Here is a 21,064-nt window from a genome sequence, read left to right on the forward strand (position 1 = left end):
AAACAGGCTCAAAAAGTCGGTTACTTTTTATTCAATCTTTATTATATTCCTCGGATCAAATCAATCGGTTCATGGTTTAGAATAGCACTGAGACCTGTCCAGTAAATGAGCAAGTTCAAGCCATAAACTAAGAGTGAGAAGCCTAGAAAGACTAGGTAGGGGAAGTATAAGATTAAGGACTTCATATCAACACTCTTGAATAGCCCGGCAATCCCTAGCATAATCCCTAAAGTAATCAAGACAGACAAGAGGAAGGACTTCCCTTGTTCAAAGAGAAATTCGCGACTGAAATGATTTCTCAAGTCTTGGATATCCATCCCAATCGAATAGAGGGTCCCGATTTCTTTGCGCCGGTTCATCAGGCTGAGGTTGATGGAGGAATAGCCGTTGGTGATATTCATCAGGAAGATGATGGCCGCAATCCCATAGATGATCAGCTTGAAGCTTTGAATATCTGTAAACTGTTCGGCCTGGATCTCCTCATCTGTGAAGACCTTGAAACTTTCATTATAAGTTATGGTATTTTCGATGCGACTAGTGATTTCCTCCTTTGCCCGGCCAGCTTGTCCTTCGGGAAGTTTCAGCTTCAATTCGAAGGGGTAATTGAAGTTTTTATCGTCTTGAGCCGCTTCCATCAGCTCTTGATAAGTCTCAAAATCCGTATAGATCATAACATTAAAGGGCAGGATCCGAGTTTGGTAGGGGCCAAGATCATCAATGGTCTGCGCAATGGGAAGGCTGCGCCGCTTCTCATTAATACTAACCTCTAATTGATCAGGATGATCAAAATACGGCACTTTTTCAGCCTGAGCAAGGGGCTCGTTGGGATCTGCTTGGACCTGGTTGTAGAGGGTAAATTCCCCTGGGCTGCCACCCAGTTTCTGGAGGTCGTCATTTTTGAGGGCGACCAGAATTCCCCTGATGTATTGGGGCTTGGTGTCAGCCATCATTTGCTCCAATTGCTCATCCAGTCCCAGTGATTGGGCGGTTTGGGATAGCTCTAAGTTAGGTTCAATGGCTAGGTTCTTTTCCTTAGAAATATAGCCCTCCCCCTCATAGTCAGCAAGAATTTCTGGCAGGATAGGGGGTAATTCACCGGTGTCATTGTAGTAGTGGACCGTGAGATCATAGCCATCATCAAAGGCATAGAAGTCTCGATTGTAGTCGGCAATGGCATAGACAATACAGAAGATGACCACAATCAGGATGCCAATAGCTGAGATATAGCGCTGGGACTTGATACTGGCCATATTATTCAGCCGAAGTTCTTTCCAGAGTTTGGAACTTCGCTTCTTGCCCTTCTTCTTAGACAGGCTAAAATTTCCCTTGAGTCCTTCAATAATATCGATCTTCGCGATCTTGCGCGCCGGATAGATGACCGCGACTAGGACAACCGCTAGGGCCACCAGGATAATGACCAGAGACAAGATCCAGTTAAAGTGAACCTGGTTAAAGAAAACCACTTCAGCTTTGCCACTATTGGCGACTTCAAAGAGATAACGAATAAGGAAGAAGCCTAGGACATGACCGATTAAAACGGGCAGGACGGAGACTGTGACTGCCCCTTTCACCAATAAGAGATAAATTTGAAAGTTCGTCGACCCGATGGATTTATACATGGAGAGCTCGCGAATCTTCTGCAGACCCCAAACCCAGAAGATATTTTTGATAAAGAAAACAAAGATTCCCATACATAAGAGGAGGGAAAGGGCATTTACCAGCTTGGTCATCAGGTTTTTACTCTGGCTGACATCCAGGCCGTAGTAGCGGACCAGGGAGTCATTAAAGTCCAATTCCACTTCTTTTCCTAGCAGATCTTGAATCTCATCTTGGATAGCCTCGCTCTGGGCATAGGCTGCCTTGAAGTCATGAAAATTGATCAAAGGGATCAATACTTCGTCGTCATCCACCAGAGGCATGCCGTAATTGATTTTTAAATTCTCATTATAGAAATCTTTGTAGACACCAACTAGGGTATAGTGGCGCCTTTCTGTGGTTTCAAAGCTTTCTTCAGCGGTATAGGTCGACCGGGCATCGATCGTCTTCCCGTCCACCTGGCGCTCCCCTAGCTCGATGGCTAGCTCATCGCCTAGGGAGAGGTCTTCCTGCTTAACTAGAGATTCATTCAGGACAATTTCATCCGCCGACTCAGGAAAGCGCCCAGCCAACAAATAAGACTCTTCTCGCATCTGCTTGACCTGAACATCCTGTCCCACCATAGAAATGAGATGGTCCTTGTATTTAGCACTGTGGGCTCTGGCAGAAGTCCCACCCGCCAGGTCAATCGCTTCCATTTGGTTGAGTTTAGCGATCTCTTCCTGGGACAGGTCTTCTGACAAGCGGGCATCGTAGAAATTCGTTGCCTTCAGCTGGCGGTTACTTGACGAAATATTGGTATAGCCATAGTAAAAAATTACTGTGAAAAAGAGGCTAACAATCAGGAGTGAAATGAAAATCGGTAAATTCTTCTTATTCATTGGGCTCATCTCCTACGATAGCCCCGTCGACCATGGTGATAATCCGCTGGGTCTGAAGGGCCAGTTTTTCATCATGGGTGATGATCAGGATAGTCTGCTTGAGGGTCTGGTTGAAGTACTTCAAGAGGTCAATGATCTCCTGAGAGTTCTTCCGGTCCAGGTTCCCGGTCGGTTCATCCGCTAAGATGATCGAAGGCCGGTAGATCAGGCTGCGGGCCACGGCCACACGCTGCTCCTGACCTCCCGATAGCTCACTGGGAAAGGCCTGCAACTTATCAGATAAGCCCAGCTTAGTCACCAGGTCATTAAAGAAGGCGTCATCCACCTGGCGGCCATCTAACTTCAAGGGCAGTTTAATATTGTGTGCCACGGTCAGATTGGGGATGAGATTGTAGAACTGGTAGATCAGCCCCACCTTGCGCCGCCGGAACAAGGCCATTTCCTTAGACGAATAGCTGGCAATATCGGACCCTTCAATGAGTATCTTCCCCTCATTAGGCCGGTCCACTCCGCCAAGCATATGGAGTAGGGTAGACTTACCCGACCCACTCGGCCCGACAATGGCGATAAGCTCTCCCCTGTTGACGGACAGATTCACCCCATCGACAGCCCGCACTTGCTTTTCTCCTTGGCCATAAATCTTAGTCAAATTCTCAACGCGAAGTATTTCCATAAGATCTCCTCCTAGTCTGACTATAGCGGACGAAGGTGACAAGTCGGTGACAAAGCGGCTAAAAAGAGAAAAAATTATCTCCGCGATTACTTCCCTCTCACTTATAGAATTGCAGGATAAATTCTGCCCCGTGTTCGGTATTTCGGCAGCTAATTTGCCCCTGGTGTTTCTCGACAATGCGCTTGGCCATAGCGAGGCCAATCCCAAAGCCCTTAGAATCAGGATCCTTATAGAAACGCCGGAAAATCTTCTTTTGCTTGCCTTCAGCAATCCCTCCTCCATCATCTTGGATAGACAATTCCAAATAAATAGGATTTTCCCTAGCCCTTAGCCAGATTCGACGTGTGCCTTCCTGGTTGACGGCATTCTTTAGGATATTAATGACAGCCTCACTCAGCCAGTTGAAGTGGCCAAGCATAACCGCCTCCCCTATATTGATATCGACAACAATTCCTCGGTCATCAATCTCATCACTCAAGATATCCAGAGCATAGTCTACTACTTCCCTCAAGTGAACTGGCGATAACTTGAAGCCCTCAAGGTTATTATCCAGACTGGCCAACTTCAAGAGCGCATTGGACAAGTCGTTGAGCCGGTTTAATTGCTGGGAGAAAGTCGCCGGATCCGTCTTATCATTTTCCAAGGCAAAGAGCATGCCCGTAATCGGCGTCTTAATCTGGTGGGCAATGTCTTCGATATTCTGACTCTGATCTTGGGAAAGTTGATGAACCTTTTCCTTTTCTTCAACGAGCTCAATAAATAACTTATAGATCTGGTCTTCCAACTGGGAGAAATCATCCTGCTTCATGGGGATCTGATAATCTTTCTGGTAGAGTTGGTCGATCAGGTCTGTCAGCTCTTGAATCCGTCGGCGCTGGCGGAACTTCAACCAGCAGACCACAACAAGTATGCTTAGAAGCCACAATACATAAATCATAGCTTCAACCGGTAACCGATGCCGCGGACGGTTTCAATCAGGTCTTTGGAGGTCTTGTCGCGGATCCGCTTAATCGTGGCGGTCAGGGTATTGTCATTCACATAGGCCTGCCGGGCATCCCAGAAACGTTCCAGCAATTGGTCTCGAGTCAGAAGCTGGCCCCGGTGTCTGATAAAGTGGGCCAAAAGACGATATTCCAAAGCCGTCAAAGCAACCTCCTGCCCCTGGTAACAAATCATCCCCTGGTCTTCTTTAAGGACTATATCGCTGTCCATTTCCATAGGTCCAAAGTCCCTCAAACAAGCCGCAATCCGGGCCCGCAGGATATTCAGATTAAAGGGTTTGGTGAGATAGTCCGACGCCCCCGCATCGAGAGCCTCCGCAATAAAATCCACATCAGCAACCACAGTAGTAATAATCACTTGGATATGGTTCTGTAAAAAGAGCGCCAAAAGATCAAAACCATTCCCATCCGGCAAATTTAAATCCAGGATAGCCAGATCATAAGCCTGCTTAGAAGCCGCTCGCCCTTCAGCAAAATTTTTCGCCAGCTGGACATCAAAGCCATGCTTGGTCAAAAAGTCGACAATCTCTTGGCCAATCATGGGATTATCTTCCACTAAAAGTAGGGAATTCATGTTAAAACTCCTTCACTTATCAATGTAGTCATCTATTATCTTCACTATATCCTGATAAATAGTAGGCTGCAAGTATCATGTAAGCGCTAAAAAAGCTCCCATGCAGGAGCTTTCAAAATTTCTAAAATCGATTTGAAATCCATTCGTTAACTTTTATCTAATAAGCTAGATCTTTCCAAGTAAGTATTAGGATAAATATCCAGTAAGTCTTTCACAGCCTGAGCCAAGTCCTCTTGACTAGCCTCGCCCTTTTGGTATGCCGACAAGAGCTTTATAAAATCAGCCTTCTCTTGGTCGGTCGCCCTATTTTTAAAGTAGCCCCAGACATGCTGGTAGGCATTGATCACTTGACCCCGGTCTTCGGGCATGGCCTGAGCTTGGTCGATGTAAGCTTCTAGCACGGCTAATTCAGGGGCTTCTGTTTTTAAATACTCCCGAATTCTTAGGTAAATCTTTTGCGACTTACTCAATACCAGGTATTTATTTTGCGCCCAAAGTTCTTGGCAAGCCCGGACTTGTTTGGTCATTTCCTACCTCCTAATTACAGCTTAATCATAACTTCATCAGCTTTCTTCCATACAAACATATTGGAACTTTTTCTCCTTTAAAGCAATTTATGACACTCTTACCTTACTGGATATCTTTGAAAGAAATCCTTTAGTTGAAGGTTCAACTGCTTAAGCTCTTCACAATTCAATGTTTGACACAGGCAGACTTCTTTCCAATCATTATCCTTAGTGTCATAGACAAAGCTTATTTGGAAAGTATAGGAATGATCGATTTGCGTAATAGCCAGGGTCAGATAGGGCTCTGTAAATTTCTTCAAGACAGCCGTTTTCTTCCCCAATATCAGCGAATGGATACTTTCAATGATTTCTCCCAGTTCAAAACTTAATAGGCAAGGATCCACTTGTTTAAAGGACTTGACTGAATCCGAATAGCTAAACCCTACTTTTAACCAATTCCGATCAAAAACATCATCACTTTCAGATAGATCTTTGAATTCATAACCAAGAATATCGACAGTTAACCGCTTATCTTCATCAGTAAAAACTATGCCAGTCATCGAATCCCCTTTATAAATATTTCTAGACTTATTGTAACAAACTCCCAAAAAACGGGAAAATCCGGCGCTCTACATCAATCGACTATCCTTCGCTTTTGCATCAACAGCGCGATTACAAAGAAGGCCAAACTATATAGTAAAAGAACCCCTAGAGATTGACTCAATGCTTCTACTTGACCATCCAAGGCTGAGCCTAATTTGGCGATGTAGAATTGCGGGAAAATAGGCTGGATCTGTTCTTGTAAAGAGTCTTCCTTTACAGCTAATAGGGCCCCCGAAAGCAGCATAGTCAAAACCGATAACATGGTACCAACTAGGAGTGCTCCTTGATTTTTCTGGGTCAGACTCGATAAGACCATGCCAAAATTGGCCGCAAATAATTCAACTATAAATAAGTCTAAGAAAAGGCCCCCAGATAGGTCCAGGTCAAAGCAAGGTAAGACGATACCACACGCTAAGGCATTAATGGTAAACAGCAACAAGAAAGTAAAAAGCACTTGCTGGGAAAGGTAGGAAAGGGTCGAAAGCCCGCTGGAATAAATCCGTTGATCAATCCCCTGACGGTCATCAAAATAAAAGCGATAAAGAATTAAGGAGAGGATCATTGAGCTCATGGCTAAAAGGCTGAGAATCACTTTAAAATGATCATCACTCGACGCAGGTTGACTGGGAATTTTTCCCTCATTGAGCCATTGACTTAAGCCTTCCCCTAAAGCAGCATTTCTTACCGTGGTCACATGGTATTTACCTTCGTCCTTACTGATGTAGGCGTCATATTGACCAGTAATTAACTGACTATAGTTCTGCTTCTCTCCTGACAGTTCTTCAAGAGTTAAATCATCATTATCCATGGCTAACAAGTCACTGGCACTTGAATCGACTCCTATTATGGGCTTAGGAGGATCCATGGTAAGGACAAAAGCACTGGCGCCAACCGTTACAAAAACAATCAAAATAGACAGCCAGAGATAAGATTTTGCTTGAAATAGTCGCTTTAAATTATTGTTTAGAATGATAAATTTCATTTTTATTCTCCAAAATCCTCGGGGTGATACTTTAAGTGAATAATGATTAAAAAGCCTAGTGACGCTAACCATAAGGTCATCATGGTCGTTAAAAGAGAATGAGCATTGTCATCGTAAATGATCTCAAAAAAGCTCTTCATCACTTGCCCAATCGGTGACAGGCTAGCGATTTGACTAGCCCGCTTGCCAAAGATAGACATGGGAAAGAATAAACCCGACAGAATCGCAAAAAGGTTAATCACTAAATTTAGAATCTTAGTGGCCAGATCTTCACTTTTTAGTAAGAGGCAAAAAGCTCCCCCAAAGCTGATCGAAAAAATAACCAAGCTTAAATCAAGTAATAAGATATCACCCACATACCTTCCCCCATAGTTAACCAATCCAATCCTATTAAAAACCAAGATATAGCTGGCTAGAATAGTATAGGAAACCAGAATAGCCACGATTAATTTAGAAAGGTAAACCTTATACCTGGCTATGGGCGCATAGACAATCCGATAATTGGCATACTTGACCTGGTGACCAAACAAGAGCTCGGGCAGGATAATCACCGTGGCCATGGATAAATAGATCATCATAGTGACGCCATAATAATCATGGGCCGTGAGTAAGTCATCGCTAAAAAGCGAAGAAAACACAAAGCCTGTCACAGTAATTAAGAGCAGCGGATAGAGTAAAAGATAGGTCATAATCGGCTTATTTTTAAAGAGATTCATCAGATCTTGTTTCATGATGGTCAACATAAGCAGCCCCCCTTTTAGTCCCTTAAGGTCTTCCCAGTTAAACTTAAGAAAACATCCTCTAGGTTCTTCTTCTTGGTTTGGATAGCGTTAATATCAATGTGGGATTGCAGCAAAAGCGACAAGATAGCATTTAATGAAGAGTCTGAAGCCTCCATATTGAGATTCAAACGCAAATTACTGTCTTGATCAGCCGTCAGCACATGAGGGAGCTGACGGACCTTGTCCAATAAATCTTGAGAAATAGGCTGGTCGAGGCTAATTTGATAAGTGGAATCGCTGTAATCATCCAGGATATTATCCAAACGATCATTTAACAAAACTACTCCCCCGTCCATAATGATGACCCGGTCACAAATTTGCTGGACTTCCTCCATGTAATGGGTGGTATAGATAATCGTGGCTCCTTCATCCCGCAAGGACTTGATGGAGTCGAGGATGTGGTTTCGAGACTGAGGGTCAATTCCCACCGTGGGTTCATCAAAAATAATTAATTGTGGATCATGGGCAATGGCACAGGCAATGTTTAACCGTCGTTTCATCCCACCCGAAAAAGTAGCGGCTTTATCATACTTTCTCTCTTCAAGACCGACCTTTCTGAGTGCATTGTCCACCTTGTCCTTCATTTCAGCTTTCTTGATGCCATAGAGAGAAGCAAAGAATTTCACATTCTGAAAGGCAGAAATATCTTCATAAATAGCCAGTTCTTGCGGCACAATGCCGAGTTCTTGTTTGATGGCCTTAAGGGATAAGCTCTCATCACCAAAGTAGGTCAACTTGCCTTCATCCGCCCTTAACAGCGTGGATAAAATATTAATAGTGGTACTTTTCCCCGCACCATTGGGGCCTAAAAAGCCCAGGATTTCACCCTTTTTCACCTGAAAATTCAGATGGTCTAGGGCTTTTCTCCCGTTTTTATAGGTTTTCGATAGGTCTTTGACGGTTAATATATTCTCCATAGTTTCGTCCTCTATTCATTAAAGCTCAGATCAAAAATAATATTGACCACTTTCTCCATATATGCTTCTTGCTCTTGGTCGTCTGCAAAACTAGAAAAAACAGGGTAGGAATTTTGAATCAAATTCATGATTAATTTAGCCTTAATAGTCAACTCGCTCTCCTGAGCATATGATTGAATAATGGTTAAAATAGCAACAATAATAGCAACCATCCGCTCATTAAAATCCAGCATCATCTCTTTAAAGACCTGGTCTTTTCGAGTCAACATCAGAATATCGCTATTTAAGAACCGATTTTCCCAGTTCTTATCCATCCCCTTGACCAAAAATTCTTTAAACTTTAATTCTGAGCGGAGATTATTGCCCGTAATTTCTGCTTGAAGTTTTTCCAGTTCTGCTAGTGAATAATTGAAGAAGCTCTTGACCAATTCGGTAAAGACCTCTTCTTTGCTATTGAAATAGTTGTAAAAAACACCAACAGACACTCCCGCTTCCTTGGTGATCTCCTTAGTTGTAATCGAGCTAATACTTCGATCTTTAAGCAAGCGATCAGTCGCTTTAATTAACTTTTCTTTATTATCTTTAGCCATGATGCCCTCCATAAAATTTTACTTTTATGAATTATAATTCATATCAAAGCGAAAATAAATATAAATATGAATAAAAGTTCATTATTTATATATTTTATTTAATATATTATTAATAATGGTTTGTCAGAAAGACTTCCTTCCAACTATTTTTCTCATAATAAAAAGCCCCCTTTCAGGAGCTTCTTTTTATAAAATACTTCTATATCTCATCAATCTCTATAATATTCACGCTTTCAGCCCATTTTTCAGACTTAAAGTTTTCTGTTAGTATATCTAATTCTTTCAAAGCTTTGGTCTGTGCCCTTCTCTCTTCCGCACTCTCAGTTCTCCATAGCCCAGCATTCATAAATCCTACATATTCAATATCGCGATCCGCTAAATAAGGGAGCACATATTCCGCAAACAATTTCACTCTTGTCTTAGCTGTAGCATATTGTGAAAAAACAAAGAATTCATCCAGAATAGCAATTTTACTATACGCATCTACAACTTTACTATTGTACATCATTGTGCTACCAACAAGCTCCGTATCACCCGAAAACGCGTCAGCCACCTCAGCTATATGTTCCCGGCTACCATCGATTGTCATAATTTTAGCTTCTGCTACTGTAATACTATCCTCTTGTTCTTCAAATAGAAAACCTTTTATTTTTATATTTTCGAGGTAAACTCCTTGTAAAAACTCTGTTGATTTGCTAAAAGAGCCCTCCACGAAGAAATAGCCTTCATCGATTTCTTTATCACTTAATGGAAGCATGTGATCGTTAACATATTCCTCCAAAGTATTATTTTTTGGTAGCTTAACTTTAAACGGAAACCCTTTTTCATTAATAGCTGCGCTCAAAAATATTTTTATCGCTTCGTTTGTAGTCGTTCCTAACGCCTCAAAGATTTCATCAGATTTATCTTTTATATTCGAATTCACTCTTACTTGGATATTTTTCATATAACCACCTGTCTTTATATGCATTTCCATTTCGTATATAATGATAATGCATATCAAAAACAGAATCAAGTGTTTATCAATTATATAGATTGAAAAGATTTAGTGGTTTAAACTTATTGCATAAGTTAGCAAAAAAGCCCCTTTTCAGGAACGTCTTCTGCAATTTTTCGATAACTTCATTTCTTATCCAACGCAACGACTGATTCAGCATGTGTCACCCATAAGCTATGGATTGGTTTTGGTATGTCGAAACTAAAGTATGAGTAAATAAAGCGTGTAGTAGCAATCTATCCTCTATTAATAATGTTATCTTCTATAAACCTTAAAATTCTTTTCATATTATAGGACTGTTCTGGTGATGAAAGTTTCAAGATATATCGAGTAGCTCTCCCTTTACCCATAACATCAACCATATCTTTCTCCAAAAGCTGATTGATCGTCGTTCTAAAGGTATAATTATCCATCGAAAGTTGATCCTTTGCCTCGCTTCTAGCAATCGATTGATTTTCAATTAAATAATAAAGTATCTTTTTCTGATCTTCTGAATACCCTTCAAATGTTTTCTCCAAATCAACCTTCCAAATTCTCAATGTTGTTTTATATTGCTCCCTAATAACCTCAGGTAATTTTAAATTATATTTGGAAGCAACATCAAATATTCTTGGCCCTCCGCTTCCAGCTTTCTCAGAAATACCTATTCTTCGCATAATTGTAGACATTGTGTGGTTCCTGATATCAGAATGACCACCGTGAACAAATTCTTCCTCAGTAACTCTCATTTTCCCTGGATTAGAAAATTCATAGTAATCTGGATAAGCTGTTATCGTGATGGGACTGTTCGAATCATAATAAGCATGCATTAGTGAGTTAACTAGAGCTTCCCTAACAGCTGTATATAAATCTGTTCTAAAAGGAAGCCTAGACTTGGTATTTTCGTCCAACATAAACTCATCTTTAAGCGTTCCATTTAATTTATCTAGTGTCATTCTATAAAAGCCGTATACATTTAATTGGGGAAACGCCGCATCCCCTGACGATATTCGGTCTTTCCAATCTACATCAAGTGAAGATTCCTTCTCAAAATAATCTAACTGAAAGCCTGGAAAACGATCAGTAATAGACGTATATTTTCCAAAGAATAGCAAGCCACCCACCGTCAAATGAAATTGACCGTCACCTTGTCGATCCTTTCGAAGAGCGCCTACTTCTATTAATAATTCTCTAAAATCTATGTTCTTGTATCGAGTATTATTCGTTTGTTCATATAATTCTTTTCGATAAACTTCCAAATCATCGATGTATAAATCTGACAAATCATAATTTAATAACAATTCATTGTCTGTCTCAGGTTGAGACTCTACAACTAATTCCTTATATTTATCAGGTGTCAACCTTCTGTCCCCTTCACCTAATCTCTCAAAAGCGAGTTGCGGATTACCTTTTAAATAAACTGGTTTCAGTTGATAAGGCGCCTCTGAAATCTTCACCATCATTATTTGAACACCATTGTCTACATCTATAATATGCACATCATCATCGTTAATCAGATTAGTACTTACTTTTTGTGGGTTATTTACCATATTAAATAGATCGTCCCTCATTTTTTCTGGTTGTTCTATTCCCACAACTTGCCTTGATTTTTCATCCACGCCAAAAATAACTATACCGCCATCTGTATTTGCAAAGGCAGAATATGTTTCCCAAAAGGAATCAGGAATTTTATTTTTGGCCTTTTTAAGCTCGACATATTTTCCCTCACTAATTTCTAATACTTCGGACTCTTTCACTTGAATGCCCCCCCATTCTTTATATCAATTTACTCACGATTATTTTGATATAAATCGCATTAAATCAACATTTTGATATTATTTCGCACGATTTTCGCACGATTCACTCACGATTAATTCTTAATCTACACCGCATTAAATCAACATTCTGATATTATTTTGCACGATTTTCGCACGATTCACTCACGATTAATTCTTTCTAAGTCATTATACCAAAAAGAGAAACATAGACTATGTTATCGATACAAGATAGCTCTAGACCTCTCTTATTTTCTATTCTGACAACTCCCCTCGCTTTCAAAGTGGTTTCAAGCTGGTTAGCTCCCCACTGTCTGATCATAGTTTCCGTTTATATCTTGAATGAAACGCTAACTATGTTATAAAAGAAACTATTTATAAAGTTTTAGCTTCGAATTACTTTTCCCAACTTATTAAGTCATTCAATTTCTACATAAACACATCTACCTTTCCACCATTTTTTTCAATAATAAAAAAGCCCCTTTCGGGAGCTTCTTCTGCAATTTATTTCATTCTATTTCTTTTCCAACTATCCATCGGACTCAATAAGATTTATCTGTAACTAAGCATTCAATTAATTCATTTTGACTAGTTGCGTAACACATTCAACATGCTGAGTATGAGGAAACTGGTCGATTAATTGGATCTTGGCAATCTCATAACCGAACTCTCTTAGCCAGACTAGATCTTCAGCTAGGGTTTTGGGATTGCAGGAAACATAAATAATCTTCTCTAAACCCATCCGGCCGATTCGGCGCATAATTTTTCCACCGGCACCATTGCGGGGTGGGTCGAGTAAGAGCAGGTCCGCTTGTCCCCATTCTTCTTCAATTTCAGCCAAGCCATGACGGGCATCGCGAGCCATAAAGTGGGCGTTAGTAATGCCGTTATCCCGAGCATTGCGTTTAGCTGATTCAATCGATTGTTCCACAATTTCAATCCCCACTAAGGCCTTAGCTCGCTTAGCCAGAGGTAGGCTAAAGCTACCGACCCCACAGAAAAGATCTATCACCAGACTATCTTGATCGAGGTCAGCCCAGTCACAGGCTAAATCAATCATTCGTTGGGCTTGGGTGGGATTTGGTTGGAAGAAAGTATCGAAATAAAGGCGGTAGTTAAAGCCAGCCAACTCATCACGGATATAGTCACGTCCAGCCAGGACTTCCACCTTGTCAGCCCCCATCCGGTCAGCAATGGCGGTATTCTTAATCCACATCAAGCTCTTAATCTCAGGATAGGCCTGCAAGCGTTGGATGAGATCGTGGATGGCATCCGAATCGAGATTTTCCGCATCCTCTTGAGCAAAAACCGCTACCATGACTTCGCCACTTTGCTGGCCTTGGCGCAAGAGTAATTGTCTGAGCAAACCTTGCTTAGACTGTTTTTCGTAACCAGCTAATCCCCAAGCCTTTTGCCAGGCTTGAACCTCTTCCTTTAGGGTCATGAAGATTTCAGGAGCCAGGATATTCTTCTGCCAATCGACAATTTGATATTGGTCACCTTGGGCGAAGAAACCCAAGTCGCCATCGATCGAGAAACTTAACTCGAGCTTGTTGCGGTAATGATAAGGGTCATCCATCCCCCATACCTCACCCACCACACTGGAATCAAAACCTTGGTCAGCTAAAAAGGTCTGGGTCAGCTCTCTTTTATAGGTCAATTGGTCCGGGTAATTCATATACTCCAAGGGTGCCCCACCAACTTGGGGACCATCTAATTCATATCCCCCATTCCGGCTGGGCGAAGGCTCTAAAATCCGGTCATAGGTACGGGTTGCCCGTCTCCGTCCCCTTGCATTGGGTACAGTGACTAGCAATTTATCCCCAGGTAGGGCCTTAGGAATTTGAAGTTTTAATTTCCGCCCTTTTCCTAATTCTGTATCCGGAAAACGATATTCGGCTAAACCTAGCCCCTTCTCAGAAAGTCCGGTCACTTCCACTTCTAATTGTTCACTTGGATAACGGTGCTTCATCGGCAAATCCCCTCTATTAGTAAATTTTGTATCAATCTGAAAAATTCATCCTGTTTAGTAAAGCATATTCTCAACCCAGGTGCAAGCTGCTGATCCTTTCTTAATTAAAATGAGCGAATGACTTCTTTAATACTGCACACTAGAGCCACAAATCGTTGCCAAGAATTTCTTGAAATCTCTTATCAAGGGAGTATAGTAGAGCTCAAATTTAAAGAAAGGAGCTCATCCTATGCTGGGTAATTTTTTAAAACAGCGTCGACTGGCTATGGGTTTTACCCAAGAATTTGTCGCCCATCAATTAAAGCTTAGTCGGCAAGCCATTTCAAACTGGGAGAACGGCTCTCGGGAAATCAACCTTCGAGATTTGCTTGCCTATGCCAAACTATTAGAAATCTCTTTTGAAGACTTAGAAAATCATCTTGACCAAACAGAAACCCCTTTAAAGGAATCACCCACTAAGCCACAAAGCAGACAAATTCCCAAACATTTCTGTTTCCACTTAGAGAGACAAAGTAGTCATTCTTTATCTGCATCTCAACCAACACATATCAAAATCGAAGGTGATCGAGTTATTGCTATCCACCTTTTGTTGTCCCATTTATTTTTGGACAAACATGATTTAACCCTTAAAAATTGTCCGCAAGCCTTTGATTTTCTTAATATCTTATACGAATTGGGCTACCATGGCTGGTCAGAGACCTCTACACATGGAGACACCATTCACATTCGTTCTAATAATATTCCTCAAGATATTGTCTCCCTCAATCAAATCAGTCGTGCAAGTATCGGAATTATTTCCGGATTGACTTATCGTTACCAGAAACTTCTTTTTAGCTTTCCAGGCGGCGATAATTTTGGTCATCGTCCTATCGACCTGCACTTGGACATGCTTTCGACTGTAGCTAGCTATCGATATGATTCAAACAGTCAAATTTTCTATGCTCAGAAAAAAGACCGCTTGAATCAGAATATTAGCCTGAATTGTTATGGCGATGGAAGTAAAAGTGTCGGTGCCTTCTTTAACGCGATCAACCTTGCCTATGTCTATCCCAATGAAATTCGAATAAATGGCTTATCGCCAAACCCAACCGTTAACTATTTAATTCGACTACTTGAACAAGCCAGCAATCGTCAGGTTTGTTATCTTAGTCCAGATAAAATTATCATCCCTAAGGTAGACTTTATCGAAGTCACTGAGACTGAAATTCAAGTCCCACCTGATATGACAATGTTAGTTGCTTATGTCCTTTTATTTTGGAATCAGCTAGACCATATCCTCTTTGATAATTTAACAATCAAAGATATCCCCGCAAGTTACCATCATTTTTTCAAAAAATTAGGTCTGAGCTTGTATGAAAATAAGCATAGCTTACAATTTCAAAAAACGGCTCCCATTGATTCAAATTATTTTGAATTTCTGCCTTTAGGTGCTGCTCCCTTCATCAGTACGGACTTAGGGCCCATTCTATCGGAATTTTTTGCTTTAGAAAATATTCCCTCCATTTTATTCGATGAAGTCTTTAGTCACCGGACCAGTCATATTCCTGAATTAAAAAAACTGGGAATTTTGATTAAAGATCTCGAAAACGGCGCCCTAAAAAGCCAAGGAAGAAGAACGAATTATTCTCGCCCAGGACAAGTCTTTGATTTAAAAGATATGTACGCAGGCATGGCGATACTAATGGGAATCACCCAGTCAAAGCTTCAGTCTGCGACTTTATTGAATTTCGACCAAGTGTTCCGCGCTTTTGGAAATATACAAGACGCCTTGAAAATTTTAGGCTACCAAGGACATATTCAATGAAATCCATGTTGAACGAAAGAGTCAAACTTCTTTAAAAAATTATACCCATTTGGAGGATTATTCCCATGAACAAAGAACATAAAAATACGCTTCTTTTGTTGGTAAGAGGACAAACCACAAACTTTGGTAATATCATTTTTGATTATGCCAATAAGCTCTTAATTGCTCAATTGGCTAGCCAATCGTCTTTTTTTATGATGCTCTACCAATCCAGTGAATCCATTATTCGTCTCGTCTTCAATCTCTTTGCCGGCTACCTGGCCGATTTTTCTAACCGCAAGCAGGTCTTAATCCTAACCGATTTGATTGCCGCTATTGCTACTTTTTTACTCTTTCTATTTTATAATCCAGAAAACATCTGGGCCCTAGTGATCGTGAACGGTCTGTTGGCCCTCCTATTCAGTTTTAATGGCCCTGCTTATAAGGCCATCATCAAAGATCTCTTGTCTAGGAAGGGAATCTATCGCTATAACTCCTTCTCCAAAATAATCGCCGAAATGGTTGGGGTTGGTGCTCCCTTAGTTGCTGTCTTTATTATTAAGCAATTTGGTTTTAAATACGGTATGTTGATCAATTCTCTCTCCTTTATGGTTTCAGTTTTATGCGAATATCATTTCTATATTTTGCATAAGGTTGAAAATCACCCACTCCCCTTGTTGGCAGGCCTAAAGGAAGGCTTTTTATATCTTTATCAAGATAAAATGTTGTTTATAATTCTCTGCGCTACCGCTTTCCTTAATTTTTTAGAGGCGGTCTATAACTTTTACCTTCCCTTTACATCAACCTTCTCACAGTTTTCTAATATCTATGCCTATATTCTCGTTGCCCAATCCCTAGGGAGTATTTTAGGTGCCTTGCTTATTGCAACGATGAAGTTGAAAATTGCAGGGCAAGGCTTCTTCCATCTTCTCCTGCCAGGAGCCATCGCCTTAATCCTCCTAGAGGTCTTCAAAAATTATCAAGCCATGCTTTTAATCTTATTCGCTATTTTTTCGACCACAGTCTCTATGTTTAATGTCAGTTTCATGTCCCACATGCAGGTCTCAGTCGCTTCCAATTTCTTGGGACGTATTTTTTCTCTCATTTTTACTATCGTCGGTATTTTCGCACCTCTGGGAAGCTTTGTCGCATCACTCATTGATTTAAAAAGTTGGCAAATCTTTGCCTATGTGGGTTATGGACAGCTCTTAATTTATAGTCTTTCCTTATTAGCTATTCATAAGTTCATTCATAAGCAAGATAAGACGCCATCCAGTCCAAGTAGCAAGGGATAAGGGCTGCCTTGTCCACTTCATAAGGCTTGAAAAAGAAGGCTTACAATATTTCATGAATGAAGAGTGTTTGGATTAATCGCCAAATAAGGATAAGAGTATGATAAGAACAAAAAAGAGCAAGATCGTCATTTTCTGAAGTCGACGCTTGCTCTGCCCTTGGAACAAATTTGAATAGAGTCTAACCATCACAACAATGGTTTTCTTTCAATCTCAGCGTTTTATTATTGCCTATTGATAATCATCTACCAGATCGAATAACAATTTATAACGATGAATAATGCGCTTAAATTCATTTGGTTTAGCTCGTTCAATAAAATTTTCTCGGCTGACTTGACGATGATAAAGATCAAGAGCTTTCGTTTGGTCTAAAAGGACTTTACCCTTTATCTGATCAGTTTCTTGGAGCTCGTAATAGGCTGGATAGTTTCGTTTTGTCGTTGAGATAGGCGCAACAATCGCCATGTGACTCGTCTGGAAAATGAGATCATGACTTAATGCAATGGCTGGACGACTATTTCTCTGTTCATGTCCGATACTTGGGTTAAAATTAACATAAAAAATATCCCCTTGCCGCATCACCATTCGATCTCTTCTCCCACTGCTGGTCCCCAATCCATTTCTTCCTCATAAGTGAAAGAAGTCTTGTAATCGGCAAATAATTCTTGAATAGTCTCTGCTTCCTTAGGCTTAATCACTAGGGATTGATCTTTGATTTCAAGTGAGAGCACTTGATTATCCTTTAAATTGAGCTGTTTAACTATCGCTGATGGAATTCTGATCGCCTTTGAATTTCCCCATTGGGCAATTTTCGTTTGCATACTATCGCCTCCTCAATCCTATTTTACCAAATGACTATCCAAATGTATATACATTACCCCTGTAAAATGCTTTTCAGGATGATTCTCTCATTGAATATCTCCTAAAAATCACCACTCTCAATTCAGTCAATAAAAAGGAAACTCTTTCCTGTAAGGAGCTAAGCCTCATTATATTCCTAGGAGATTTTTTAGAAACCTAGGCATCAGGTCTTGTGCTTGCTATAATTAAAGAAGAAATAAGATTCTTAGAAAGGAAGTTCACCATGACTTCAATGACTGTTGATAATACCCTAGTTCTCGTGATCGATGTCCAAGAAAAGCTGGTTCCCGCAATGCATGATTCCGATACTTATCTGACTAAGCTGCAATTTCTTCTTGAAGGCTTGAACCACTTAGGCGTTAAGAAGGTAGTTACCGAACAATACCCTCAAGGCTTGGGCGCTACCCATCCTGCCATCAAGTGTAGTTTGAGTGAGGCACCAGTTTACACGAAGACCCGTTTCAATGCCTGCATTCCCGAAGTCGTCAACCACATCACTCCTGTCATTGAACATGTAGTGATTGTCGGGATGGAAACCCCTATCTGCATCGAGCAAACCGCCCATCAGTTATTAGACGACTATCCTCAAATCCAAGTCACTTTGGTCCGTGACGCAGTAACCGCTAGAAGTGCAAAAGAACACGAATGGGCTCTCAGCCAACTCCAAGCGGATGGCGCCCGACTCTTATCCAGTGAGAGCTTACTCTACTACCTGCTTGAAGATGCCAAGAACCCACACTTCAAGGCGATTTCTAACTTAGTCAAAGAGCGTCAAGCTCAATAAGCTGACCTCATTTGAAATATTATAACTAATACAAATAAAAGAGACACAGAGCGTGTAGTTATAACGACATGACTCTGTGTCTCTTTTTTGCCCGGCAAAGGATTGAGTAGCAAAACAGCTACTCCCAAATTTTAAAATAATGAATAAAACAGATAAAAAACACCACTGCTCCTATTAGAAATAGAGCCAAGGAAACTTTCGCTTGTTTTTTATATCTTTCGTAATTTTCAGCTTCCTGAGGACTGAATGCCTTTCTCGGATACTTTCGCCTATTGAAGAAATAGATCGGTAAAAAGGCACTCCCGTTATTGTGGCCCATACTTAGCAAGGCCCATAAGCGGGGACGCTTCATTTTTCTTGCTTTAGCATCAATCAGTACCAGCTTATATATATTATAATTCAAAAATAGAGCTCCCATAATCCATAGAGGCCCGAAGATTGCCATGATTATTGCTGTGATCGCCATGATAATTCCTCCTAAAAGTGATTAATAATAGCTAAGTCGATCATCCCAAAGATAAATAGACCATTAATATATAGGTCGGTGATAATAGACTCATCGATCTATCAAAATGTCTTCGTAAAGCGTTTCTGAGTACGATCGTGACGATAACCAATGCTTTGGTAAAATTGGTGGGCTTCCTGGCGATGGACCGCTGAATTTAAGCGAATGTAGTGGAGTTGGTGGTTAATCGCATAATTTTCTACAAAAGACATGAGCTCCCTACCAATGCCATGGCCTTGATAGTCAGGATTTACCGCAAGGCCAAGAATATTTAAGCCCGTTTCACTGTAGAGTCCTTCATAGATCTCAGCGTGAACAAAAGCAACCGCCCTAGAAGCAGTCTCCTCTTCATAAACAGCTAGAATATGGTGATCATGGTCTTGGGATAATTTTTTGATTTGTGATTGGACAAGATTCAGATCAGCATCGTAGCCGAGTGCGACCTGGCATATTTCTTGAATCGCTTTAGCATGAGTCTCTTGAATAGATCTGATCATAGACTTTCATCTCCTATGGATAAAGGTATAAAAATGCCTCAAGTAATCATTAGAATACTTGCTGGACTAGCATTTTATTAGGCTAAATTATATACCTCTTATAAGGAGTTTTGAAGCTAATTTAAACTTTTTATCAATCGCAAAGCGCTTAGGGGGCAACTTCTTTTAAAGTTAACTTTCCTTAAAGCGGACCCCATTGGCCTTTAATTTATTAATTGTGCCTTTACCGATACCATTAATGGCTAGGACTTCTTTTTCCGTTTTTGTTTTAAAGTCATCGGCAGTTTCCAAATCTTCTAAGAGTAAGGCACGGACATATTGGCTAGCGATATTAGCGAAAATTCCCTTACCCGATAGTTTATCGGCTTGGAAATAGGACATAATATTCTTTTCTTTTTGAGCTTGCACATCGTCAAAGTAGTTAGGAATGAGTTCCCTTAAACTTTGTTTAAAGTGCTGATAGAGGAGATTAGACTGGCTGAAGAGTGGTAAGACCTCGTTTAAAGCGATAGCCAAAGACTGCTTAGAATTTGGGCGATAGTCCTCTTTAGGCAAGTTGACAAAGACCTTAAGTTCATTAAAGTTTTCATCTTCAAAGAAATAAAGGATATCCGAATTGATTTCTTGTAAATCTTTGATACGTTGCTGGGCCAGTTTAAAATCCCTTGCTAAGATAAGACTGGTGGCCATGTAGAACAGCATTTGATCGTCTGATCGATAACTGGAGTCTCTTTTGAAAAGCGCTTTGGCCTGCTTATGTTGAAATGAATTGACGTAAATCGCCATCAGCTTATAGCGCACCCCCATATTGTCATTGGAATTAAAACGCAGGATATGCTTAGCTATTTTTTCAGCTTCCTCCATGAACAAACCCTCCTTGTATAAATCTAACAAGGTATTTTGTACGCGGAAATAAGGCCGATTTTCTACAGCAAAATAGCCAGACTCTTTGATTTCCTTACGGTGGGCCTTGAAATAATCATCTGCTTTGGCTTGAAGCTTCGAAATCGCCTCGATATCTGAGAAATGACTGAGTGCCCAAGCACAGTAAATATCTAGGTTGTCAGAATCTAAAGCATAGGCTTCTTCTAACAAGACTGCTTGTTGGTCTGGATCTTCTGTATACATAGCAGACTCAAACAAATCCATAGCGCGACTCGATTCATCTTCATCATCAAAGGACAATAAGCCCGCATTATGCAAATGAATAGCGTGGGTAATGGCTGCTTCCCCATCCTCAAACTCGCTGCTATGCTGGTCGAGGAATTTTTGAATATTTCTAAAAATATCTTCAGTTTCAAAAGACATGTCTTCACCTTCTCTAGCTTTTTTAGTCAGCCTTATTTTCTTGCCTAAATATAGGACTTCTAGTTTTTCCTCTCTTCTATCAAATAGGAGTAGCTAGGCTGCATTCCATCCATACACAATCAGTATAAAGCTTATCAGCCGTTTAATCGAATAGTAAAGTCACAATATGTTTTGTTTTGGAATAATAGTGAACTACGATGAGCGTA

General features: G+C 40.6%; 21 protein-coding genes. 3 read left to right on the forward strand and 18 right to left on the reverse strand.

Annotation, left to right across the window (positions count from 1 at the left end):
- Positions 1-41: 41 nt before the first annotated feature.
- The 13 genes from JFU01_RS04295 to rlmD all read right to left on the reverse strand — a co-directional run bounded on the left by JFU01_RS04295 (position 42) and on the right by rlmD (position 13,828).
- On the reverse strand, positions 42-2,477 hold the full coding sequence (locus JFU01_RS04295) for an ABC transporter permease (protein ID WP_195855767.1): 2,436 nt from the start codon (positions 2,475-2,477) through the stop codon (positions 42-44).
- A complete protein-coding gene (locus JFU01_RS04300; protein WP_195855766.1) occupies positions 2,470-3,150 on the reverse strand; it encodes an ABC transporter ATP-binding protein in 681 nt (226 codons plus the stop codon). Before JFU01_RS04300 ends, JFU01_RS04295 begins: the two co-directional genes overlap by 8 nt.
- A gap of 97 nt (positions 3,151-3,247) precedes the next feature.
- On the reverse strand, positions 3,248-4,087 hold the full coding sequence (locus JFU01_RS04305) for a sensor histidine kinase (RefSeq protein ID WP_195855765.1): 840 nt from the start codon (positions 4,085-4,087) through the stop codon (positions 3,248-3,250).
- A complete protein-coding gene (locus JFU01_RS04310) occupies positions 4,084-4,725 on the reverse strand; it encodes a response regulator transcription factor (RefSeq protein ID WP_195855764.1) in 642 nt (213 codons plus the stop codon). The genes JFU01_RS04305 and JFU01_RS04310 overlap by 4 nt, the downstream gene beginning before the upstream one ends.
- Before the next feature lie 146 nt (positions 4,726-4,871).
- Positions 4,872-5,252, reverse strand: a complete 381-nt coding sequence (locus tag JFU01_RS04315; protein WP_195855763.1) for a YbgA family protein — start codon at positions 5,250-5,252, stop codon at positions 4,872-4,874.
- Positions 5,253-5,350: 98 nt separating this feature from the next.
- Positions 5,351-5,791 carry a WapI family immunity protein gene (locus JFU01_RS04320; RefSeq protein WP_195855762.1) on the reverse strand — a complete coding sequence of 147 codons (441 nt, stop codon included), beginning with the start codon at positions 5,789-5,791 and terminating at the stop codon, positions 5,351-5,353.
- A 74-nt stretch (positions 5,792-5,865) separates the two neighbouring features.
- Positions 5,866-6,816, reverse strand: a complete 951-nt coding sequence (locus tag JFU01_RS04325; protein ID WP_195855761.1) for an ABC transporter permease — start codon at positions 6,814-6,816, stop codon at positions 5,866-5,868.
- A 2-nt stretch (positions 6,817-6,818) separates the two neighbouring features.
- On the reverse strand, positions 6,819-7,559 hold the full coding sequence (locus JFU01_RS04330) for an ABC transporter permease (protein WP_195855760.1): 741 nt from the start codon (positions 7,557-7,559) through the stop codon (positions 6,819-6,821).
- A 14-nt stretch (positions 7,560-7,573) separates the two neighbouring features.
- A complete protein-coding gene (locus JFU01_RS04335; protein ID WP_195855759.1) occupies positions 7,574-8,515 on the reverse strand; it encodes an ABC transporter ATP-binding protein in 942 nt (313 codons plus the stop codon).
- Between the two features lie 11 nt (positions 8,516-8,526).
- Positions 8,527-9,105, reverse strand: a complete 579-nt coding sequence (locus tag JFU01_RS04340; RefSeq protein WP_195855758.1) for a TetR/AcrR family transcriptional regulator — start codon at positions 9,103-9,105, stop codon at positions 8,527-8,529.
- A gap of 199 nt (positions 9,106-9,304) precedes the next feature.
- A complete protein-coding gene (locus tag JFU01_RS04345) occupies positions 9,305-10,051 on the reverse strand; it encodes a type II toxin-antitoxin system RelB/DinJ family antitoxin (RefSeq protein WP_195855757.1) in 747 nt (248 codons plus the stop codon).
- Positions 10,052-10,338: 287 nt separating this feature from the next.
- On the reverse strand, positions 10,339-11,838 hold the full coding sequence (locus tag JFU01_RS04350; protein WP_195855756.1) for an RNA-binding domain-containing protein: 1,500 nt from the start codon (positions 11,836-11,838) through the stop codon (positions 10,339-10,341).
- A 592-nt stretch (positions 11,839-12,430) separates the two neighbouring features.
- A complete protein-coding gene (gene rlmD, locus JFU01_RS04355) occupies positions 12,431-13,828 on the reverse strand; it encodes a 23S rRNA (uracil(1939)-C(5))-methyltransferase RlmD (protein ID WP_195855755.1) in 1,398 nt (465 codons plus the stop codon).
- A gap of 229 nt (positions 13,829-14,057) precedes the next feature.
- Here rlmD and JFU01_RS04360 point away from each other — a divergent pair, with 229 nt between their 5' ends.
- Together JFU01_RS04360 and JFU01_RS04365 are read left to right on the forward strand one after the other, a co-directional pair.
- Positions 14,058-15,632: a helix-turn-helix domain-containing protein gene (locus tag JFU01_RS04360; RefSeq protein ID WP_195855754.1), complete on the forward strand. Its 1,575-nt coding sequence runs from the start codon at positions 14,058-14,060 to the stop codon at positions 15,630-15,632.
- Positions 15,633-15,697: 65 nt separating this feature from the next.
- Positions 15,698-16,906, forward strand: a complete 1,209-nt coding sequence (locus tag JFU01_RS04365) for an MFS transporter (protein WP_195855753.1) — start codon at positions 15,698-15,700, stop codon at positions 16,904-16,906.
- Positions 16,907-17,134: 228 nt separating this feature from the next.
- Here JFU01_RS04365 and JFU01_RS04370 read toward each other — a convergent pair whose 3' ends face one another.
- The gene (locus tag JFU01_RS04370) at positions 17,135-17,488 is read right to left on the reverse strand and encodes a type II toxin-antitoxin system PemK/MazF family toxin (RefSeq protein WP_230086930.1); all 354 of its coding nucleotides are present in this window, start codon (positions 17,486-17,488) and stop codon (positions 17,135-17,137) included.
- Positions 17,482-17,724 (reverse strand): AbrB/MazE/SpoVT family DNA-binding domain-containing protein, encoded by a 243-nt coding sequence (locus JFU01_RS04375; protein ID WP_195855752.1) that lies wholly within the window; start codon positions 17,722-17,724, stop codon positions 17,482-17,484. Before JFU01_RS04375 ends, JFU01_RS04370 begins: the two co-directional genes overlap by 7 nt.
- A gap of 263 nt (positions 17,725-17,987) precedes the next feature.
- Here JFU01_RS04375 and JFU01_RS04380 point away from each other — a divergent pair, with 263 nt between their 5' ends.
- Positions 17,988-18,548, forward strand: a complete 561-nt coding sequence (locus JFU01_RS04380) for an isochorismatase family protein (protein ID WP_195855751.1) — start codon at positions 17,988-17,990, stop codon at positions 18,546-18,548.
- A gap of 118 nt (positions 18,549-18,666) precedes the next feature.
- Here the strand turns inward: JFU01_RS04380 and JFU01_RS04385 are convergent, their stop codons facing one another.
- The 3 genes from JFU01_RS04385 to JFU01_RS04395 all read right to left on the reverse strand — a co-directional run bounded on the left by JFU01_RS04385 (position 18,667) and on the right by JFU01_RS04395 (position 20,858).
- Positions 18,667-19,014 carry a hypothetical protein gene (locus tag JFU01_RS04385; protein ID WP_195855750.1) on the reverse strand — a complete coding sequence of 116 codons (348 nt, stop codon included), beginning with the start codon at positions 19,012-19,014 and terminating at the stop codon, positions 18,667-18,669.
- 101 nt (positions 19,015-19,115) lie between these two features.
- Complete coding sequence (locus JFU01_RS04390; RefSeq protein WP_195855749.1) at positions 19,116-19,550, reverse strand: GNAT family N-acetyltransferase; 435 nt, start codon at positions 19,548-19,550, stop codon at positions 19,116-19,118.
- Positions 19,551-19,721: 171 nt separating this feature from the next.
- Entirely contained in the window at positions 19,722-20,858 is a 1,137-nt protein-coding gene (locus JFU01_RS04395; RefSeq protein WP_195855748.1) for a hypothetical protein, read from the reverse strand.
- Between the last annotated feature and the right edge of the window lie 206 nt (positions 20,859-21,064).

The organism is Aerococcus sp. Group 2 (assembly GCF_905125285.1).
Classification (GTDB): Bacteria; Bacillota; Bacilli; order Lactobacillales; family Aerococcaceae; genus Aerococcus; species Aerococcus urinae_E.